Below are 20,485 nucleotides of genomic sequence, written 5' to 3'. Positions count from 1 at the left end.
TTATGAGCTTATTGTACGGTTGTGGAAACAGATCTGATACCCGTGTTTTCGACTGTTCAAAGGCTAAATTCGACTTGCCCGACATTACCCTTTCCGACTCAGGACCAGATATAAAAGCAAAAAGAAACCTGTCTTTAGCAAATGTTCTGCTCTTTCAACTTTGTTTTTTAAATTGTGTGTCATCAAAAGATAAATTACCTTCCAGGAATAGAGGGGCTGAAAATACCAACCTGGATATACCGCTGGTACTGTCATCTGCTTCCGCATCAGTTGCGGTTCTTTCAGTTAACGACGCTTATTTAAAGTCTGTCCATATCAACCCGAGACTATCTTTAAAGCTTGATCCCAGAATTATCTCTGTAACATTAGCATTAAGCACGCTATCTTCTGCCAGTGCTCTGGCCGAGAAACAGGATCAATATAGTGCTGATAGCTTACGGTGCCTAGACCTGCAAGCGAGCATATTAAGGAATAATTACATTAATGCTGTGAATCAACGGTATGCAGACCTATTTGTCCTTTCTCCACTACGAGCTAGTGTACTCCACAGTAAACTTAAAGGGAGTATAGCAAGTAGTATACAGTCGAATGACTTTTCTTTTAATACGAACCCCCGCTATGTTCTTAATATAATAGAAGAAGAACGGATAGTAAGTCGAGATGAAATCCGGATTTTTGAAGTTCTGGAAGATCGTGTTTTCCAAAAGGAAGCCACCAGCCTGGGTGATACTTCTGTTGCTGTTAGGTTAATTGCTACAAGGGAGGAGATCATAAAGATGAGAAAGCTACTGGAGGAGCAGTTAGTGTCTCCCATAGATTCGGGGTTCGCAGTAAGATGCCGAATTGTGCTTGCCAGAAGTAAAAGTTTTCTCGTGCATACTCAATTTATTCTTTAAGTTTGCCGAAACTAATTTTATTCTACTATGAACGACCTTGAGGAAGTAGTATTTGGCGAGCTGGATCGATTGTTAAGCGAAATTGCTGATTATAAAAGAAAACTTCATGCAACAGTGAATCAACAGTTTTTTTTGATTAAAAAAACGTTATACAATACAATTTTTACTTATCAGTTGTTGGCAGATAAGCAAATGGATGGCTCCTATTTAAATAGGCTCGAGCAGCAGATCGCCGAAAAAAAATCAAAGATCAATACAGATTTAATTCCTTTGTTTGAGGACTTAGGTGATCAAGGAAGATTAAAGCTTGTTATTGGTTTTGTGGAGTCATTGGATAATTTGCAATCGTTAATTGACAGTAAGCCTAGGTGATGACATCTCAAAATTTTGATCATTCATCCAAAATATGATAAATTATCACAATAATTAATTTTGTAGAAATATTTGTTTTAATTAGTGTAATCTATGTATATTTGATAAAATTTAAATGTATGTAACAAGCTAATATTATATTTTTGCCAAATCTTCAAAATATTTGAAGCATTTAGCACTTAAGAATCTCGCCTTAGAAACCTAGGAAATTTCGACACAAACGAGAGGATAAGTGAAAAGTGCTCGCGCTAAAAGCGTGGGCCTTGCTTATTCGTTTGTGGGCTTCCTAGGGCCTCTATGGCAATAAGTGGGGTTCCATGCTTTTTGTTTAATAATTTCTGCCTAGCGCAGAAAAATTATGAATAATCATTCATAATATCTGTAAATATCCCCTCCTTAAGGATTCCATTTAGTATCAGCATGAACACAACTGAAAATGGAGAGCCAAATGAAAAAATCGACAAAGCCAACTGAACATGTATTGATTAAAGCCTACACGAAAAGTGATTGGGCTGGCGTCGAATTTGCCATTATACAGGTAACAGCATCCTGGAAAGCGCTTATTAAATCCCGCTTAAAGGCGATCAGTCAATTCAAAGCAGATCGTGATTTCAATTGCCATAGCTTTTGGGATGCATCAATTAGCTACTATAATAGCACAGATAAAGGCGCCCTGGTCAAAGCAATTTTAAGTCCAGATGAAGATTGGGCATATGTTACCTCGTTTCATAGTGAGGACCGCACATTTAAAGACCCAATAAATAGGTTAGAAGCAAAGCAGCTCTTAATCACCAAAGATGGCATAGCACGTTACAAAGCATATTGCAAATACACTGGCATAGAGATATGGACAGAAGAATTCGACTTAAATAAACTATTCATCCAGTAGTCCTTTCCAAAAAGTTCATGACACTGCTTTGAAGGTAGAAATTGGTGCCACCAATTTTTTTACTAACCAGCTTACCATTTTTGACATAGTTAAACAAGGTTCTGTCGCCCTTTCTGAGCATCAGTTTAACGGTCTGGCAATCTAGCCATCGTTCTTTGTCGGCTGCAATTTGCATTTGCAGCCGTTCCGCTCGTCGCTCTTCAGCGTAAGTTTCAAGCAATAAGAGTATGCGTTTTAAAATTGCTATCATAGATTGTGTTTAGGGATTTATATGACATGGTTACCTAGGTATGTACTGTTGCTGATGTTTTTTCTATCGTCGGCTATAAAAGACAAATAGGCATGGAGGTTTAGGCCCTTTACCTCGGCCGGCATTTCCATAAACTCTGTCTTTTCGGTATAACGTGCACCACTAAGTATGTTAATTGTTTTGCCGGTTTCTTCCACATGAACCAGCAGCATTACCTGCGCACGTCTGTCATCCCAGTTTAATACAGGGTTATAGTCCCAGGTAAAACGGATACCATTGCCTTCTATTACCGCTTTTGTATTTGTAGGCGTTTCAATGCTCCCTTGGGTTAACCGAACAGCAGGATAAAAAATACTAATCTCAGGGTATTCACCATGTAATGCATTGAGCAACTGGTACGATTTGGCGGCGTTATTGGGCGAGAATGGTTTGCCGATAGCTACGCCCTCAAAACCGATTCGCACGTAATCTGTCATGCTGTTGATGAAATGATTCACTACCGACATTCCTTTGCGGCAGGTAAGTCGTTTGATGGTTGGAGGAACTTTGGATTTCCTCTTTTTTGTTCTCACATAGGGTATTCCATAACGAACATAGCCCTCTACAGGGCCGATTTTGCCATTGATACCACCTAATATTCCATTGTTAAGTCTTGCCATAATTTTGTTTTTTTCCTAAATGTAGAAACTAATGATTTGATTGTCAAGTGGTACTGGTTCTGACTCTAGTGTTGTTAAAGGTAAATCCATTGAGTTCTAATTAACCAGTGTTCAGCGGATGTTGAACGGATCCAGCCGTTGAGTGTCCGATCAATGTCCGTTCAGTAGCCGTTCAAATGCAGTTCATTATTAAGACGTTTTTCCTTAACTATAACGAAACTATTGAGGCGGATGGCAGATCGGTAACGCTAAAAATATTTTAAAAAAGTCAACTATTTTTAATATATGTTAAAAATAATATTCTATTGAATTATTACGTTTGTGATAATCAACCCATATATAAACTAACGCTATCACAATGAAAGAGTATAAGAATAGTATTCTTGTTCGCAAGGATCTAATTAACCAGGCCTGCCAGGATCAGTTTTTTAATTACTTATCCCGCATTTCTCCGGAATCCATCCAGTATCACACACATTTAAAAGATAAATTGACAGGGTATTATAGCTTAGGTAATCCCAATTTGTTGAAAGCAGGTGAAATTTGCGATAAATGCTGGTTTATTAACAAAGGAATTGTAATAGCCTATTATTATGATCACGCCAATGGCTTTTCGGTATATGCTATTTTTGAAGCAGGTGAAATAGCCATGTTGCCGGATAGCTTTATGACAGGGATGCAGGGTAATGTTTTTTTAATGGCTTGTCCAGATACACACCTGATGGAAGTTAATGCTGTAGACGTGGAGGGTATTTATGAACGGTATCCGGAGATCGAACGGATTACAAAGACGATTCTTGCTTATCAGAGTCGAAAGTATCAGGAACGGGATCGATTGTTAAGGTTTATTGGTAAAGATCGGGTAAGAGAGTTCTATAGGATCTTTACCGGAGTGCGACTAGGGGATAAAAAGAAGGTAATGCAGAAAATAATCAGTTCATATTTGATGCTAACCGGCCCGACATTAAGTAGGCTTCGCGGAGAGATTATGGACGAACAAGAATTACAAGCTGTTTTAATGAGAGGATAATTATGAAAATATCGAGAAATGATACTTTTAATTTGAACCTCTGCATGAGAGGGCTGGGGGTTTTGGTGACCTATATGCATTCGGATATTTATGAATTTATCTATCATTTTACATTTAAGAAATCTATGAAATTATACGCCAAAGATTTTAAAGATCCCTGGAAAGATTCCATAGATCATCATGATTTCTTTTTTGATATTGATGATCCTCTTGTTCAAAATTGCGTTATCGCATTGGAAAGACTTATTGATTATAAGCATGAAATAACCTTAAGATTTGGGATAGATGAAGTGGAAGATATGAACGATGAATTCATTGCTTCGCAAGCATGGAGATTCGAATCATATCGTTTGGTTTATAAGCAATCTAAAAGTTATCAGCAGTTAATACCATACTATGATCGTACTTTATCCAGTGTTATACATAGCTTGTTTTTATACGCTTGTGCCTTAACTGCTCAGAGTTACAAAATACCACGTGTATTGAAATCTCAGGTAAATCTACCTGATGGAGATAATTTCAGACTAATGAATCACGATGATAACAATGTGGAATTACTCATAAACTTAATTGTAGAATTGAAGAAGAATCTTGAGGAATTTAGGGGCTTAGTTCTTACTCCAGATCCACATAAATGACATCTTTTTTATATTTTAATGATTGCTAATTATTTTAGTATTATCTTTGTTTGGATATTGTTATTGAGCTAATTTTGTTAGTAATCGTAAATAAGGAGTCATGGAAGCTAAACTAGAAATTCTAAACAAGCTGCGGCAAGATTTGCTGCTGTGGCAAGGTTTTAAGCCTGCTGAAGGGGAAGCTGCGGAGTGTGTTGGACTTGGTGAAATTGAAGCGGCCTTTCCAGCGGGGGTATTTCCCAGGAAGGCTATTCATGAATTTATTTGTGCAACGCCCGATCAAACGGCCGCCACGGATGGTTTTATTGCTGGATTATTGTCTGTATTGATGGCTGATGGGACGGGCTGTGTATGGATCAGTACGGCACGTAGACTTTTTCCACCCTCGCTAGCTGCCTTTAATGTCGAGGCTGACCGCATCATTTTCGTGGATGTACGGAATGATCGTGAGGTACTCTGGGTAATGGAGGAAGCACTGCGTTGTGAAGGTCTGGCTGCAGTAGTGGCTGAAGTAGATAGTTTGAGTTTAGTGGAATCTCGGCGCCTCCAGCTGGCTGCAGAACAGCAGGGCATTCCTGCAATGATTATACGCAAAGATCCCAAAAGATTGGTTGCCGGTGTGTCGACTGCACGCTGGAAGATTTCTCCATTGCCCAGTTCTGCTGAACCAGGGATGCCTGGGGTTGGCTTTCCACGCTGGCGGGTCGAGTTGTTGAAAGTCCGAAGCGGCAATCCAGGCTGCTGGACGCTGGAATGGGAGGCGGATAGGTTCTTGCAGGTTCCTGAGGAAAAAGTGCTTGTTCAAATGGTACAAGGAAAAGCTGGCTAATCATGCGCAGGAGGTATATTTCCATATGGTTTCGTCATTTACTAGCGGACTGGCAGGTTATACGGCGGCCGGAATTAAAGGACCTGCCCTTTGTTTTTGCTGTCCCTGATCATGGTCGGATGATGGTCACATCGGTCAGCCAGCTTGCCGCTGAACATGATATAACACCGGGAATGTCAGCAGCAGATGCCAAAGCGATTTGCCCAGGCCTGGAAGTATTGGATGATAAAGTCGGGCGTGCAGGGAAATTGCTTAAAGGATTGGGTGAGTATTGTATTCGTTACGCACCGATTGTCGCTATTGATGAATTCAGTATGGATGGCTTGATGCTGGAGGTAAGTGGTTGCGCGCACCTTTGGGGTGGCGAGCGTGAATATTTAAAAGAAATTGTTTCAAGGTTAAAAAGTAAGGGGTATACGGTTCGTCTGGCGATTGCCGATACACCTGGTGCAGCCTGGGCGGTATCGCGCTTTGGAAAGGTTACTCCGCTGGTTGCTTCAGATGGGCATGTCGAAACGTTACAGCTTTTACCACCAGAGGCTTTACGACTGGAAGAAACAACGCTTTCTAAACTTAGAAAGCTGGGCTTTTACCAGATTCGGAGTTTTATTGGGATGCCCAGATCGGTCTTACGTAGGCGTTTTGGTGAAGCATTTTTGCTGCGACTGGCGCAGGCGCTGGGAACGGAAGAGGAAGTGCTGCAATCCTTACGGCAGCCAGTTCCTTTCCGCGAGCGACTGGCTTCCCTGGAGCCGATCAAAACGAGGACAGGAATTGAGATCGCGATTACCAAGCTGCTGGAAGTATTGTGTAAACGTCTGCAAACCGAAGGCCTAGGTTTACGTTCCGGGCTATTGACAGCTTACCGGATTGACGGCAAAATCGTACAGATTGCTATAGGTACCAGCGGGGCTTCTCATAATGTGGAACATTTGTTCAAACTTTTTCAGTTGAAAATCGACCAAATTAAACCCGCATTGGGAATTGAACTTTTTGAGCTCGAAGCATTAAAGGTAGATCCAGTAGAAGTTCCGCAGGAAATCCTATGGAATAGCAAGGCGGGACTAAATAATAAGAGTATTTTACAGTTGATCGACCGGGTAAGCGGAAAGCTTGGTGCAGCTGCGGTACATCGTTACATACCGGAAGCACGTTACTGGCCGGAGCGGTCAGCAGGCAAGGCGCGTTCATTAACAGAACTGAGGTTAATGAACTGGAATATGGATAAACCCAGGCCTACTGAGCTATTACCCCGTCCGGAAGTTATACAGGTGATGGCTTTGACTCCGGATCATCCGCCAAAATTTTTTATTTATAAAGGTGAGCAACATCAGGTGGTCAAAGCCGACGGCCCTGAGCGCATCGAAAGGGAATGGTGGCTGGATGCTGGAGAACACAGGGATTATTATCGGGTAGAAGATGCCAGCGGTCGTCGGTACTGGTTGTATCGGTCGGGACATTATGGTGCCAATCAGTCTTTTCAATGGTTTGTTCATGGTTTTTTTGCGTAAAGGGTTATGGAATATAGTGAGTTACAGATTACGTCGAATTTTAGTTTCCTTCGGGGCGCTTCACATGCACATGAGCTGGTGGGGCAGGCTGCGATTTTGGGCTACCAGAAAATAGCGGTTACAGATCGAAATACTTTAGCCGGTATTGTTCGCGCACATGCTGCGGCGAAGGAAAAAGGGCTTGGTTTTATCCCGGCTTGTAGACTGGATCTGCTAGACGGCCCAAGTTTATTAGCTTATCCTACCGATAAGGAAGCTTACGGCCGACTGTCTGCCTTATTAACTAAAGGCAATCTGCGTGCTGAAAAAGGCGAGTGCCATATCTCCCGGGCAGATGTTTATGAACACGGCAAGGGGATGTTGTTTACCATAGTGACGCCTAATCAGCTGGATCGTAGGTTCAAATTTGAGGATGATTTTGTGAATGCGCTCGCACAGTATCGCGAGGCCTTAACTGGACAGTTGTATCTGTCTGCAAGTATGTCGTATTCTGGTTATGATGAAAAACTGATGTTTCGAATTCAGCAACTCTCAGATCGCTTTGGCATTCCAATGGTTGCTACCGGTGACGTGCATTACCATGATCCTTCCCGTAGGGAATTACAGGATGTACTCACCTGTGTAAGAGAGAAATGTACCATTCAGGAAGCTGGTTTCCGCCTGCATATGAATGCAGAGCGCTATATGAAACCAGTAGGAGAGATGCACCGTCTGTTTCGCAAATATCCCCAGGCATTACACAGTACATTGGAGATTTCGGAAGCATGCGGTTTTTCCTTAGATGAGCTCAAATATGTCTATCCGGTAGAAATTAACCAGAGTGGGCGAAGACCACAGGAAGAGCTGGAATACCTTTGCTGGAAAGGGGCACATGATTTTTACGGGGAGACTGTCCCGGAAAAAGTGCTGAAGATGATCGCTTATGAAATGGAGTTCGTAAAAAAAATGGATTATGCGAATTATTTCCTTTTCGTAGAGGACATTGTCAGAGAAGCACGTAGCCGTGGGATATTATGCCAGGGGCGGGGATCTGCAGCAAACTCGGCTGTTTGTTTTTGCCTGGGCATTACTTCTGTAAATCCCATGAAATTTGAGTTGCTGTTTGAGCGCTTTATTTCTTCAGATAGAAATGAGCCGCCGGATATTGATGTAGACTTTGAGCACGAAAGACGCGAAGAGATCATCCAGTACATATACGATAAATATGGGCGCGACCGTGCGGCTATTGTGGCTACGGTTACCCAGCTGCATCAGAAAGGGGCGATTCGTGATGTAGGTAAAGCAATGGGTTTATCCCTAGATACCATTAACCGGCTTTCCAATTCGATCTGGGAGTTTACCGATGAATGGTTTGAAGGCAAGCGCATTACTGAACTAGGTTTGAATCCGCGGGATCCGCATTTGAAAAAGACCCTGGAACTCACTTCGCAGATGATGGGCTTTCCCCGCCAACTCGGTCAGCATACAGGGGGATTTGTCGTGACCAACGGTAAGCTGACTGATTTATGCCCAATACTGAATGCGAGAATGGAAGACCGGACAAATATTGAATGGAATAAAGATGATATTGATGCATTGGGGTTTTTGAAAGTTGATGTGCTGGCCTTGGGTATGCTCACCTGCATTCGTAAGGGCTTCGATTTATGTAAACAGTATTATGGGCTGAACCTCACACTTGCCAATGTACCCCAAGATGACCCTGCGGTTTATGACATGATCTGTCTGGCCGATACGCTGGGCGTTTTTCAGATTGAAAGCCGTGCACAGATGTCTATGTTACCCCGTTTAAAACCCAGGAAATTTTATGACCTGGTTATTGAAGTGGCCATTGTCAGACCTGGACCGATTCAGGGTGATATGGTTCATCCTTATTTGAGGCGGCGAAATGGTGAGGAGGCCATTGATTATCCCTCTCCCGAATTGAAAGAGATTTTGGGCAGGACTTTAGGCGTACCCTTATTTCAGGAGCAGGCCATGAAAATTGCGATTGTCGCAGCCGGGTTTACGCCTGCTGAAGCTGATGGATTGCGTCGCAGCATGGCGACCTTTAAGTCCAAAGGGTTGGTGAACCAATACGAAAAGAAGCTCATTGATGGGATGCTGGAGAAGGGCTATACTGAGGAGTTTGCCAAACGAATTTTTAAGCAATTGGAAGGTTTTGGTAGTTATGGTTTTCCGGAAAGCCATGCCGCTAGTTTTGCATTGTTGGTTTACGTGTCCTGTTGGCTGAAACATTATTATCCGGATGCCTTTGCAGCAGGCTTATTGAACAGCATGCCAATGGGGTTTTACCAGCCTGCACAGATTGTCATCGATGCACAAAAGCATGGTGTTGAAGTTCGTGCGGCGGATGTTAATTTTTCGACATGGGATAATCTGTTGGAAGAAAAATCGGGAAGATATCATGCAGTTCGATTAGGTTTTCGTGAGATCAAAGGGGTTCGGCAAGATGAAATGGATGTTCTGGTAGATAACAGGGGGGAAGGTTATAAAACGATTACATCCTTGCGTGATGCAGGCATTAGCATCGGAACATTAGAACGGCTAGCGGATGCAGATGCATTTCGCTCTATTGGCCTTGACCGCAGGAAGGCACTGTGGGAGGTTTCTGCTTTGCAGGATATGCCGGTGGAGATTTTTAAAGGGCAACCTTCAGAAAGTGTACTCGAAGCACAGGTCGAATTGCCTTTAATGACACAAGCTGAGCATGTGGTGCAGGATTATGCGACTGTTGGCTTGTCGTTGAAAGCGCATCCAGTGAGCTTTGTACGGCCGCAATTGGAAATGCTTCGCATTTTGTCTACACATACAATCAACAATGATTCAACCAATGGGCAACTGGTCAAAGTAGCTGGATTGGTACTGGTACGTCAGCGGCCAGGTACTGCCGGAGGCGTGTGTTTTATTACCATCGAAGATGAAACGGGGTATTCGAATCTAGTGGTTTTTGAGAAACTGTTTGAGAAATATCGCAAGGAAATATTGCATTCCAGGTTGTTGATGGTGGAAGGGAGATTACAGCGGGAGGGGCTAGTGGTGCATGTGATTGTGAGTAAATGTGTAGACCTGACTAAAATGCTAGGAAAGCTTGTACAACGAGAAATGGTGTCTGAAACTACATGATCATATTTTTCAGAAATGGCAGAAGATTCAGCCAATAATCCAGTAGGCATAACCAATCTTATAATTTCAAGTCCAAACGCTTCATTTTTTGAATGGTTCTGTATTTCTATCTGCAGTTCATAATGATAGGTTCGATAGCCGTTTTGAGGGTGACGAGTCATGGTTGGATTTAAGGATGCTTTTACCACCAGCCTCGGTGCCTTTAGCCAAAAATAGTCTGTAAGCCATTTAACAAAAAAGCCAAGTACGGTTGCCAGTATCCCCAAAAGCCATGGAAACAATGTTTCTTGTATGTCTATCATATTTTTATGTTCTACTTTAAATATTGAGGTCTTCCAGATCAATTGAATGGTCACCCTTTGTCAAAAATATTTTTGTGATTTTATCCATTGTAATGGGCTTCTTAATAAATTGTTTAGCCTTGGTATCATATGCATCGGTGAAAAGACTACTTTCTGCCTTAAAACTGATAAATCCTTTTTGATTCTTCAATTGTTGGTTGGAGGATAAATCCAAGATTTCGTGCCGGAATTTTTGATCCTCTTTCCCCTCAAAAAATAGCAATGGTGGAGAAAATGGAATGTTGATGCTGGCGCTATAATCAAGATGAATATCCTGTTGATTGAATGGGATTAAAAGTTGGTAAGAAATATTTTCATAGACGAGATACATCATGTGCATGGGAACTTGATCTTGAATATTTCTTTTTTTAAATATTACACAATATGGTACTTCTGTGTAGAATTCAGTTGTCGTTTGCAAAACTTTTGCAAATGGAGTAAAATATGTAACGTGCTGATTTTCTAAAATAAATTCAAGTACTGGCTTATAGTGTTTGATCTCGTGTTCCGGCATCACACTTAATGCAATTTTTAACAGGCATTTATAAACATTTATAGGCGTATGAGGTTTTTTATTGTATTGAATTTGCCAGACTTCACGTTCAGTATCAAACTTGAAATGATCACCACTTTCATCAGCGATGGTAATGAAATTTTTATTTCCACCCTTACTAGTTTGGGCTGCAATAAGTGAATTCAATGGAGAGATGAATTTGGGAATCTTATTTCGGCCGACTGAGCTGATAGTTCTGATTAATCCCAGGTAATCTGCAAAGTGATTTTCTAGTGTGCCGAAATGATGATTGCATGTGTCACATTCAAAATCCGAGATGCCATAATTGTGTCCCAGTAAGCGGGGGATAATGTGGGGTTCATGTTTAAACTTTACTTCTCCTGCACCTTTACCACAAAATCGGCATACTCTATCTTTTCTCGGAATTCGTTCCCTAATGGGAGGATCGGGTGGTATATAAAGGGATTGGTTCGGATAGGCCTGGAAGAAAAGATCCAGTTTGTCTTTACAAGCTGGATAAGTAGTAACTGTTATGACCTGTTCTTCCATTTTACTTTACTTAATTTTTAGAAATGTGTTTGTATTTCATTATTACCACTCTATGGGCTTCATTAGTTGTTAGCCTGCGGCATTGGGAGTGATTTATTGAAGGAGACGATTTTTCTTCGCATTTTCTCTTTGTCTTTAAAATGTCGGGAAATCTCTTGGGTTAGTGCTCTATAGTTATTTCCTGTATTATTTTGATGATAGAATATTTTAATTGATCTACAATTTTTATGCTCGAATATCATGTTAAGCATGGTTCTGTCTGATAAACCACAAGAATGACCAATTACATAGACCTGGTAGTTTTGTGAATCAATAAAGCGGATGAGGTTATAGTAATTTGAAGTTTTGAAATATCCAAAGGATTTGATGTAATCCAGCATCCCTATGGTTTTATCCATTTCTAGTTTAGTATATTCAACGTCCAGTTCATCCCCAAAACCAAATATTATAGGGTTGTTAATATCGTTTAGTTTACCGTGGATATAATTAAGGTCGATATTGCTATCAAGGATACCTATGTCTCCGATATATTTCTCAATGGTTGAAGTATAATTGAAATTTAGAATATGGATAGCTTCGAGTTGAAGGTATTGGTTTAGATAAAGATCTTGGTCAACAAAGTCATCCTTATCAATTGGAGCATTTACTATGCCGTCATAAGCGCCTATCGATTCATGATTAATTCTGCTTAGGTAAACTTCTAACTTTTCAATTAACCATTTTAGACTTTCATTTAACTCTTTGATTTTAGCTATTTTTTGTTCACTAGATTTGTTTACAAGTATTGATTTGAGTTTCTCATAATATTCATTTTCAATATCAACCCAGTTGTTACAGGAACAATTTTCTAGCAGATGTTGTATAAAAGGTAGCTTTGAATTTATTTTAAAGATATTTCTAATTCCATGGCTACCGAAATAAAAATTCTCTTGATGAAAAAGAGCTTTTAAGCCATGTGTATGATATAGTTCTGTAATAAGTGAAGCCATAGATTCCCATCTTGAATTGGGGAAAGTATAAATGTATGTTCCGGTTTCAATTTTGAACGCTTCATCGATATAACTTTTCTTTTCAAGCGCTTCGGTTAAGCATTTGATCATATAATCTAAGATGAAATCATTGTAAGTGGTCTTCATGCCATGAGATAAGTCAAAGCCGTTTCCTAAGAGTATTAATCTGTTCATTTAGTCGGTTGTTGGAAGTGATAAAAGTAAAAAATATTTTTACGTTAGTCAGAATACACCTTGTTTTACTTCCTTTCAGAGGATTAGCGGAATAGCCTAAGCTTACTTATAGGGTTTAGAGATCTGTATTTAATCAACGTTCGAGTTTCAACACGTAAACATCTGCCTGCAACCCAGTGTAAAACTATTCATTTATCAGTTGATTTTAAATATCAATTTACGCACAAGTTGAAGATTGGCTCCGGAAAGATAGTTAATTATGCGGAGAGTATCTCTCAGTTGTTTTAGTTTCAAAATTCTGATCATAAACTTAATTTTTTATACATTTAACTCAAAATATTGGAAAATACCAAGCTATTTATATGGTATTCCAATAATAATTTGACGCTAAATGAACAGAGTAATTTTACAGCCAGCAGCCAATAAAGCTTCCAGAATCAATTATGAGAATACTGTTGTCAATTCTATAAGCATAGACAGTATTCTCAAATATATCAATCCAGAGCAGGAAGCAGAATTAAGAGGGATATACTCATCTGGGGAATTTAAGATCTGGGGAGTAGACAGAGACGCCAAAGGCAAATCTACGAAGGTGAACGATTGGAACAGAATTACGAAAGGGGATGTTGCATTGTTTGCCAAGGATAAGGAAGTGTATGCATCCGCTACTGTTACTACAAAATTCCGCAATGCCGAACTTGCTATATTTTTGTGGGGCTATAAAGAAGCTGATATTACATGGGAATACCTTTATTTTATAGATGAGGTAATGCCTCAAAATATACCCTATGCCAGTTTAAATGTAGTTATTCCAAAAGGTGATCTCCTAAAAAATGACTTTTACGATCCGAAAAACAATATCCAGGGCTTCCAGGTACTCAGTGATGTCCAAAGTGAATATGTATTCTCTGTTTTTGCTGATCTGGAAAGTGTAACCTATTTTGATGACACAATTGCAGGCAACAGAGATGCTGCAATAGCCAGGCTAAACAAGTTGGATGGCACCGATCGAAACCAAGTTACAAAAGCTCGTAAGGAACAAAAGATTTTAAAAGAATGGTTGTTTAGTAAAGGAAAATATGCAGTATGTGGAATCTGCAACAAAGAATACCCGGTTTCTTTGCTGGTTGTTGCGCATATCAAAAAACGATCAAAATCAAACCATGCAGAACGGACAAACCTTGATATCGTTATGCCCATGTGTAAATTGGGCTGCGACGAACTGTACGAACAAGGATACATTGGCGTTAAAGAGGGCAAGGTCGTAAGCATTAATCAGAAGTATACAACAGCAACCATCGAAAGCTTGAAAGAATCATTAAAGGACAATAGCTGTACCCATTATAATGATCAGACAAAAGGATACTTTGAATGGCACCTAAAAGAGAATAAATTTCAATAACTTTATCCTGATGAGCAACTGGAAAGAATTAGAAGAAGCCTTAATTAAATTCAGGAACGAACGTGACTGGGAGCAGTTTCACAATCCCAAAGATCTGGCTCTGGCTTTATCTATAGAAGCAGCTGAGCTAAATGAGCTTTTTCTTTGGAAAAAGTCAGAGGATGCCGACCAGGAAAAAATCAAAGAAGAATTAGCCGATGTACTGGCTTACGCTATCTTACTTGCCGAAAAGTATAATCTTGATATTAATGAGATTGTGTTGAACAAGATCAAAAGGAATGGGGAAAAGTACCCGGTCGAAAAGGCGAGGGGGACTGCCAGGAAGTACAATGAGTTAAAGTAACTGTGGTTTAAGCCATTCCATAAATATTCATTTTTTTGCCCGTAAGTCCGATTTATTATCTAGAATTACACTCAAATGTTCTAATGATTTTCATTGCCGATTGATATGAGGGCCTGTTTTATACAAAATCTAAACAGCTTATTTAAGTTATAAGTTAGTCTATCAATGTTTCCAAAATTTCACTTGTTTTACTTCTGAATCGGGTGTCTTTTAAAACCAGGTCAAATAGTCTGAGCAATTTCTTTTTAAGTTCAATGTGCTTAGTTTCCAAAACATTGTAGGCTGCAATGATGAATTTTCCGGCGCTATTGTGGTGCTGTATCTCGCTTAGTTCTTCATCTGTCAGTTTAGTCTTAGATGCAAGGGCGGCATCGAAAATATCTATGCATTTTTCAGGATGATCTGCGACATTTGATGTCAAGTAATCAAGAAAGTATCCTCCAATTCTAAAGCTCTTGGAATAGACATATTTTTCTAAAATAGGATAGATGTCAGAAAAGGTGATGTGGTCGATGTGAAGGAATTTGATTTTCAGCCGTTGACTTACTTTTTTCGAGGAGTCATTCATTACCATATCAATAATCTTATACGAAACGGGATCAGGCACATCATCATCGTTATAAAAATGTTTAATAGCTAAATCAAGAGCATGAGATCTGGAAACTTCAAAACGGTCGTAAAACGCCATAAATTGTTTTTCAGCACCTGAATATCTAAAGTACCAACAGGATAGCAGGATTGTTGTGAGATTCTTGACAAGTTTGTCGGAAATTTCAGAATGACTGAGTGCATGGTCAAAATAGGGGAGCACAAGTTCAAAATTGTAATTGACAATGAATGACATAGACCAGCTTACTTCTTCCATCTCTTTCAGGTCCTCCATATTATTCACCGCACCAGCAAAAAGGGATGCTGTCATTTCTGTGTCCATGGGCATAAGATATGCTAGCTGATTTAGTATCACTGATCTTGGTTTTGAAGATCCGGAAGATAATATTTGGGTTATCGCGGTAAATATCTTGTCTTTTAATTTTTTGTCCTTAACGTGGACCAAGGATTCTGCCGCTCTTTTTTGATTTGAATTGGTTTTCTTGTTTTCCGATGGTTGTTCGGTTGCTTTTTGTATTACAAAATCCAATAAGACTTCATCGCAATCCACATCCTGAACTGCCCGGTATAGTAGTTCTATCAAATGATAAATATCATTCTCGTCAGGTGTACGCTTGATCAAGTGCATTAGAAATTCATTTACAGGCAATTTCGCTTCTTGCATTGCAGAAAGACCTTTTATTGCATATGTCATCGGAACTTCGGGATCAAATACAGCAGTTTTGATTAAATTAAGGTGCGGTTCCAATCCAGTCTTGAGAATTTTCTCGAATCGCTCGGCATGTTCGATTTTGCCACCCTTGTAAAGATTATGCTCGTTTTTAATACCATTATAAGTCTTAAACGAGTTCAGCCAATTTTTCTCGTTCATAAATTTATAAGCGCGGTCATTGAGTGTCTGGTGCGCGGGACCAAAGTATCTTTTGGACTTAAATTCCTCCAGTTTAGGATAACGCCTTTCTACTTCTGCTCGTCGCTTTTTAACTTCCGGTTGTTCTGACAAAGATTGGGGCAAACCAATTAAAAATAAGCCCTGAATCTGTCCCCACCGAGTCCCCCAAAGTTCATCATTTGGAATGAACTTTTCGTGTAATGGCTGGAGCTCAGTCATCAGCTTTAGATTCAGAATCCTTCTGATCGTTATGGTCTGTTGATCAGTGTTAAAGAAAGGAAATGCCTTACTGATCAGTCGCCGGAGTGCTACACTTATTCTGTCGTTAACACCAAATTCATAGTTGTCGTTCAAATGAATAAATAAAGAAAAGACCTCAGGAGCATATTCTTTTGCACAAGGCTGCAGTGAATAGGTGAGCAGGCGGATCATCGGTGATTGCAAACTATGGAGATGATTGGCAAGAAAATCTAGAAAACAATTACTTTTTTGTTCTGCTTGCTTTCTAAGGCCTTCAGCGAGGGTTAGATAGATGTTCTGAGTGTCATTATGTCGTTCAGGCTTCAAACTGATATTTTCAAAATGATATTCCTGTATTACTTTTCCTCTCATTTGTGTATACCTGGCTTTTGTACACTCTTCGGTTACGATTGCTTCCAATTTCGGGATTACAATTTCTGGAATTTTTTCCATCAGCTTTTTAACTAGCGCTGATTCCCTGCGCTCCAAAGTGGATCTTCTATCTTCATGTTCAAAAGAGGTTAGCTTATCTTTAATCCGGTCAAACGCATATTCAGAATTCTGTTCTGCGATATCTTCTAGGACCATAAAAAAACCTTCATACTCCTGATTTGGATCATTAAATGCATACTCAAAGAGTTTATAAGCAATAGGATCCTCCCATTTCTTTAGGCTGTATAACAGCCAGCGTATAGTATTTACGGATCTGACTCTTGTTAAGAACTTCAGGATGAATGTCTCATTTCCTGGTAGGTTACGTTTAAGCAATGATGAGCAAGAATCTGAATAGTCATTTATGTTAGATACAGGGATTTTTTCAGAAAATAACTTTCTGTAAGCTGATTTTACGAAAGGTACATCACTGGGTAATAGATCTGTCTTAGTCAAGCAGTCAAGCAGTTTATTTTTGATCATAAATTCTACCCAGTTTCCACTGTTGACATATTCTGTAAAAACAATTAACAGATGATAATCTCTGCTGATTTGCATTAAAAGTAATTCTTTTTCTCCTAATGTCGGGGTCTGCTCTGTTGCTAACGCAGATATTATCAGATGTTTCAGGTGAAAGTAAATTTGATTGCTACTAAGTAAGCTTTTGAGTAGTTTAAGGTATTCTTGGTGCTTATCTTCCCTTAAGAAGTTAAGGATCATTTTTACTGCCGCCCGGGTCTTGATGGACTGGCCGCTTTCCTTAATGTATGCTTTTAAAGTCGTTTTGCCTTGAGTAAATCGTCTGGCGAAAAGGTAATCGTAAAAAGTTTGATGAAAGAACTGGATCTGACCTTCTTCAGATTTTAGCAAGTGTTCACTTTGAAGGTAGGTAATTTCTGGACCGTAATCTTCATATTTTCGTTCATTTACCGTGATCCTATGTTCCTGATACATGTCGTCCACAATTCTATAGAGAAGTTCAGAAAGCCGGTTATAATTTGTGCCAGACAAATTGGATTGCCGACTAATTTTGTCCTTCCAAAGTTCAGCGTACAACTTCTGCACTGAATCTATTCCCGAGAATTTGAGGCCTTTACGGTTTATTCTTGAAAATATATTCAAATTGTTCGGCGTACGCATTAGTTCAACAAATGAGCGGGAAAGTTGACGATCAGTCAAACCGAGCCTGTTCAGCTGATGTGTTGTTTGTTCAACTGTAAGTGGTTGAACTGTTACTGATTTCCAGTCTTTATATCGTCTCAAAGCAGGATCATAGAGGAGATCAAAAATTCTTACCGACATAACTAGTCGAATACTGGGATCATATTTACAGTATTCAATCAGCTGTGTATATGTGGTCAAGTATTCTCGTTTTACAGAAAGTGATTGTGAAAGTGCATCAATCTGATCAATTAGAAACACGGTCAACGGAAATTCTTGCTTACATTTATCTATGAATGCAAATACCGATATAGACAAACCGATTGTATCTTGAAGTTCCCTAATACTTGTTGCATACAATTTGTCTGCTTTTAAAGCTAGTACCGGTATTTCGCGGCTGATTAGCTCATCGTAAAGATCTTTAATGATCACTGTTTTTCCCATTCCTGCTCCCGCAGATAACAAACAGATGTTTTTATCTTTACCTTCTTTGTTCTTTTGGGCAGGCCTGACGATCCATTCGATAAGCTCAGAGGTTTCAACGCGTTCGATATGAGAATCTTTAATTCCCTCAAATTCGTTATGTTCACAAGAAATGCTAAAACTTCCGCCTTTAAGCTGTTTCTTCAGTTCTGCCTGATTTAACACAGCTGGTATATTTTGTTTAATTATCGCTGATAATTTTTGAATTTCAGTGTTGTCAGTGACTTTGGTAACTTTAAAAAATGCATTGATAATATTTGCGTTTTCGACTTTATGGAGGATCACATCCATATTTTCAGGCAGTATTTTAACTACTTTTATTTTGGTGAACAGTATCTTTATCTTCAATAATGGCGGATCCAGCCACAATTGTTTAAGTTCCGGCCTTTCCAACAGTTTACCAATCCAGGAATTTAATTGCGTTTCATCAATTGCCAGGTTGTTAAAATCATTTATAAATTCACTGCATCTGTGTTCAAAATTGGAGGTTACCGCAATGAAATATGTGAAGTCTTCTGGATCATGGATAAGTTCAGGATGTAACAAGCTATACATCGCAAATTTTGTGACCTCAATTCCTACATCATTGATTTTTAGGCTTCTATCGTAACGTTTGCATTGAATCAAACCGTAATTTTTACCATTTCTGGTCAATATGCAGTCCCGACCTTTGTCGCGACCACCTTTAAGTAAACTGATGTTATCAAATTTTTTGAAGGCACCGTTTCCAATTTCAGTGCTATAAATGGCATAGACAAGTGCTTCGAAATCGGAAGGCTCTATTTTACTATATGGAAAAGGATCAGTTTGATAGGAGTCAGGCTTGCTGATAATTTCTGTTAGAAAAGGTTTTTCATATAATAGTTCTTCCATCCCGTTGAGCGTATTTTATTTGGTTTAGTTTGTCTGATTTGATGTGTATCCTAAATTACATTAAATTTCTGCATGTTGTTATAGAATCAAATGTCTACCTAAATGGCTATAATTTTATTCTATCGCAGCTTTATAAATAGTAATCTCACAAATTCGTAGAGTTTGATATCAACAGTTTGAATTTTCTCAAATTGTTCCAAGCTAAAAATCTTATACATTCCGCCACCATTTCCTCCAAATTTAAAATCTTCAAATAACCCGATTGATTTTAGCTTTGTTGAAGTATTAAATTTTTGTATATCTTCTGGTTGGTCTGGATTCCAAAAATCTATTCTTGCACTTCCCTCGGTATAAAAGTGTACATCTAGCTTGAAAATTATTCCATTGTCATTGTAATTTTCAAAAAGCCAATGATTTGGTCTCCAGCGGTATATTTTTCTGAAAGGTAAATAATCGTTTCCAATTTTTGTTGCAAATAAATCTGCACGATATTGTTCTAAACCAGCAACCAATTGAGCGATTGCTTTGGTTTTTTGGAATCCATCTTCTTTGTTTATAATGTTGTAAAAATCCTCTTTAATTTGTTTATCCAAGCCGACTTGAGACAAGTGTTTAATCAATTTAATATATTGAAAGATAAACGAACGGCTATCATCATCCGTCGAATTTTCATAACATTCATTTAGCCAACCATGACATAAATCTGCCGGACTGTTTGTAAATGCCGGAATATTTATTGTTTTTTCGTTTAATTCTAATATGTCGGTAATCGGAGCTTTTTTATTTCCGTTTAGAGTCAAATAAACAACACTGTCGATTTCGAATCCTGAGGTTTTCGCATAATTAAAATAGGTTTCGAGTTGTTTTTTTTGATCGCCAGCGTTATTAATTTTATTTTCTATAATTATAGATTTTTTTGATGTATTATCCTTTATCCAAATGTCAATTCTTCCTTTTTCTCTTGTGATTTGGCAAAGAGCATAATCTTCCTTATTTAGGTTTACTCCTGATGTAATCAAATAGTCCAAAAATAGATTTAAATAGCAATTATCTTTCTTGTGTCTTTCGTCTGGATTTAATAAGATGGCAATTACATCACTATGGAAATTTTCTAGATAAGAGTTATACGATGAAATAGTAAATAAATTAAAACTATTCATTTGCATTTCGTCCTGGATACTTTGTAGACGTTTGTTGATATTATCAAATTCTTTTTGTTGAATAAATGATTCAATATTCATTTTTATAGCGTTTATGATGTAATT

At 39.0% G+C, this 20,485-nt stretch carries 16 protein-coding genes; 10 read left to right on the top strand and 6 right to left on the bottom strand.

Annotation, left to right across the window (positions count from 1 at the left end; all coding sequences use genetic code 11):
- Window positions 1–2: 2 nt before the first annotated feature.
- The 3 genes from FBD94_RS16810 (at window position 3) to FBD94_RS16800 (ending at window position 2,157) form a co-directional block, all read left to right on the top strand.
- Window positions 3–896, top strand: a complete 894-nt coding sequence (locus FBD94_RS16810) for a hypothetical protein (protein ID WP_136881064.1) — start codon at window positions 3–5, stop codon at window positions 894–896.
- Between the two features lie 27 nt (window positions 897–923).
- Complete coding sequence (locus tag FBD94_RS16805; RefSeq protein WP_136881063.1) at window positions 924–1,268, top strand: hypothetical protein; 345 nt, start codon at window positions 924–926, stop codon at window positions 1,266–1,268.
- Between the two features lie 448 nt (window positions 1,269–1,716).
- Window positions 1,717–2,157 (top strand): hypothetical protein, encoded by a 441-nt coding sequence (locus FBD94_RS16800; protein WP_136881062.1) that lies wholly within the window; start codon window positions 1,717–1,719, stop codon window positions 2,155–2,157.
- Here the strand turns inward: FBD94_RS16800 and FBD94_RS16795 are convergent.
- Both FBD94_RS16795 and FBD94_RS16790 read right to left on the bottom strand, forming a co-directional pair.
- On the bottom strand, window positions 2,147–2,407 hold the full coding sequence (locus FBD94_RS16795; protein WP_131608611.1) for a hypothetical protein: 261 nt from the start codon (window positions 2,405–2,407) through the stop codon (window positions 2,147–2,149). The genes FBD94_RS16800 and FBD94_RS16795 overlap by 11 nt on opposite strands.
- A gap of 17 nt (window positions 2,408–2,424) precedes the next feature.
- The gene (locus tag FBD94_RS16790) at window positions 2,425–3,066 is read right to left on the bottom strand and encodes a DUF6266 family protein (protein WP_136881061.1); all 642 of its coding nucleotides are present in this window, start codon (window positions 3,064–3,066) and stop codon (window positions 2,425–2,427) included.
- 358 nt (window positions 3,067–3,424) lie between these two features.
- On the opposite strand from FBD94_RS16790, the gene FBD94_RS16785 reads away from it, so the two are divergent.
- From FBD94_RS16785 to FBD94_RS16765, 5 genes are all read left to right on the top strand, one after another.
- Window positions 3,425–4,096: a Crp/Fnr family transcriptional regulator gene (locus tag FBD94_RS16785; RefSeq protein ID WP_136881060.1), complete on the top strand. Its 672-nt coding sequence runs from the start codon at window positions 3,425–3,427 to the stop codon at window positions 4,094–4,096.
- A 2-nt stretch (window positions 4,097–4,098) separates the two neighbouring features.
- Entirely contained in the window at window positions 4,099–4,734 is a 636-nt protein-coding gene (locus FBD94_RS16780) for a hypothetical protein (protein ID WP_136881059.1), read from the top strand.
- A gap of 100 nt (window positions 4,735–4,834) precedes the next feature.
- Complete coding sequence (locus FBD94_RS16775; RefSeq protein WP_136881058.1) at window positions 4,835–5,563, top strand: ImuA family protein; 729 nt, start codon at window positions 4,835–4,837, stop codon at window positions 5,561–5,563.
- 2 nt (window positions 5,564–5,565) lie between these two features.
- Complete coding sequence (locus tag FBD94_RS16770; protein ID WP_136881057.1) at window positions 5,566–7,074, top strand: Y-family DNA polymerase; 1,509 nt, start codon at window positions 5,566–5,568, stop codon at window positions 7,072–7,074.
- Window positions 7,075–7,080: 6 nt separating this feature from the next.
- Complete coding sequence (locus FBD94_RS16765; protein ID WP_136881056.1) at window positions 7,081–10,197, top strand: error-prone DNA polymerase; 3,117 nt, start codon at window positions 7,081–7,083, stop codon at window positions 10,195–10,197.
- Between the two features lie 318 nt (window positions 10,198–10,515).
- Here the strand turns inward: FBD94_RS16765 and FBD94_RS16760 are convergent, their stop codons facing one another.
- A complete protein-coding gene (locus tag FBD94_RS16760) occupies window positions 10,516–11,601 on the bottom strand; it encodes an HNH endonuclease (RefSeq protein WP_136881055.1) in 1,086 nt (361 codons plus the stop codon).
- Between the two features lie 62 nt (window positions 11,602–11,663).
- Window positions 11,664–12,785, bottom strand: coding sequence for an AbiH family protein (locus FBD94_RS16755; protein ID WP_136881054.1), 1,122 nt, complete (start codon window positions 12,783–12,785; stop codon window positions 11,664–11,666).
- Between the two features lie 391 nt (window positions 12,786–13,176).
- Here FBD94_RS16755 and FBD94_RS16750 point away from each other — a divergent pair, with 391 nt between their 5' ends.
- Both FBD94_RS16750 and FBD94_RS16745 read left to right on the top strand, forming a co-directional pair.
- Window positions 13,177–14,187, top strand: a complete 1,011-nt coding sequence (locus FBD94_RS16750) for a hypothetical protein (protein WP_136881053.1) — start codon at window positions 13,177–13,179, stop codon at window positions 14,185–14,187.
- A gap of 10 nt (window positions 14,188–14,197) precedes the next feature.
- The gene (locus FBD94_RS16745) at window positions 14,198–14,530 is read left to right on the top strand and encodes a nucleotide pyrophosphohydrolase (RefSeq protein WP_136881052.1); all 333 of its coding nucleotides are present in this window, start codon (window positions 14,198–14,200) and stop codon (window positions 14,528–14,530) included.
- A gap of 154 nt (window positions 14,531–14,684) precedes the next feature.
- Here FBD94_RS16745 and FBD94_RS16740 read toward each other — a convergent pair whose 3' ends face one another.
- Together FBD94_RS16740 and FBD94_RS16735 are read right to left on the bottom strand one after the other, a co-directional pair.
- On the bottom strand, window positions 14,685–19,220 hold the full coding sequence (locus tag FBD94_RS16740) for a restriction endonuclease (protein WP_136881051.1): 4,536 nt from the start codon (window positions 19,218–19,220) through the stop codon (window positions 14,685–14,687).
- A 119-nt stretch (window positions 19,221–19,339) separates the two neighbouring features.
- A complete protein-coding gene (locus FBD94_RS16735; protein ID WP_136881050.1) occupies window positions 19,340–20,461 on the bottom strand; it encodes a PD-(D/E)XK nuclease family protein in 1,122 nt (373 codons plus the stop codon).
- Between the last annotated feature and the right edge of the window lie 24 nt (window positions 20,462–20,485).

This window comes from Pedobacter hiemivivus (assembly GCF_005144565.1).
Lineage (GTDB): Bacteria > Bacteroidota > Bacteroidia > Sphingobacteriales > Sphingobacteriaceae > Pedobacter > Pedobacter hiemivivus.
Note: the sequence above shows the minus strand (reverse complement) of the source record. Positions and strands in the feature narration are given on the sequence as shown.

Excerpts from the sequence above, each read along its gene's own strand:
- FBD94_RS16805 (WP_136881063.1), top strand. The coding sequence starts at position 924 with ATGAACGACCTTGAGGAAGTAGTATTTGGCGAGCTGGATCGATTGTTA.
- FBD94_RS16775 (WP_136881058.1), top strand. The coding sequence starts at position 4,835 with ATGGAAGCTAAACTAGAAATTCTAAACAAGCTGCGGCAAGATTTGCTG.
- FBD94_RS16780 (WP_136881059.1), top strand. The coding sequence starts at position 4,099 with ATGAAAATATCGAGAAATGATACTTTTAATTTGAACCTCTGCATGAGA.
- FBD94_RS16765 (WP_136881056.1), top strand. The coding sequence starts at position 7,081 with ATGGAATATAGTGAGTTACAGATTACGTCGAATTTTAGTTTCCTTCGG.
- FBD94_RS16745 (WP_136881052.1), top strand. The coding sequence starts at position 14,198 with ATGAGCAACTGGAAAGAATTAGAAGAAGCCTTAATTAAATTCAGGAAC.
- FBD94_RS16740 (WP_136881051.1), bottom strand. The coding sequence starts at position 19,220 with ATGGAAGAACTATTATATGAAAAACCTTTTCTAACAGAAATTATCAGC.
- FBD94_RS16770 (WP_136881057.1), top strand. The coding sequence starts at position 5,566 with ATGCGCAGGAGGTATATTTCCATATGGTTTCGTCATTTACTAGCGGAC.
- FBD94_RS16785 (WP_136881060.1), top strand. The coding sequence starts at position 3,425 with ATGAAAGAGTATAAGAATAGTATTCTTGTTCGCAAGGATCTAATTAAC.
- FBD94_RS16760 (WP_136881055.1), bottom strand. The coding sequence starts at position 11,601 with ATGGAAGAACAGGTCATAACAGTTACTACTTATCCAGCTTGTAAAGAC.
- FBD94_RS16735 (WP_136881050.1), bottom strand. The coding sequence starts at position 20,461 with ATGAATATTGAATCATTTATTCAACAAAAAGAATTTGATAATATCAAC.
- FBD94_RS16755 (WP_136881054.1), bottom strand. The coding sequence starts at position 12,785 with ATGAACAGATTAATACTCTTAGGAAACGGCTTTGACTTATCTCATGGC.
- FBD94_RS16750 (WP_136881053.1), top strand. The coding sequence starts at position 13,177 with ATGAACAGAGTAATTTTACAGCCAGCAGCCAATAAAGCTTCCAGAATC.
- FBD94_RS16800 (WP_136881062.1), top strand. The coding sequence starts at position 1,717 with ATGAAAAAATCGACAAAGCCAACTGAACATGTATTGATTAAAGCCTAC.
- FBD94_RS16790 (WP_136881061.1), bottom strand. The coding sequence starts at position 3,066 with ATGGCAAGACTTAACAATGGAATATTAGGTGGTATCAATGGCAAAATC.
- FBD94_RS16795 (WP_131608611.1), bottom strand. The coding sequence starts at position 2,407 with ATGATAGCAATTTTAAAACGCATACTCTTATTGCTTGAAACTTACGCT.
- FBD94_RS16810 (WP_136881064.1), top strand. The coding sequence starts at position 3 with ATGAGCTTATTGTACGGTTGTGGAAACAGATCTGATACCCGTGTTTTC.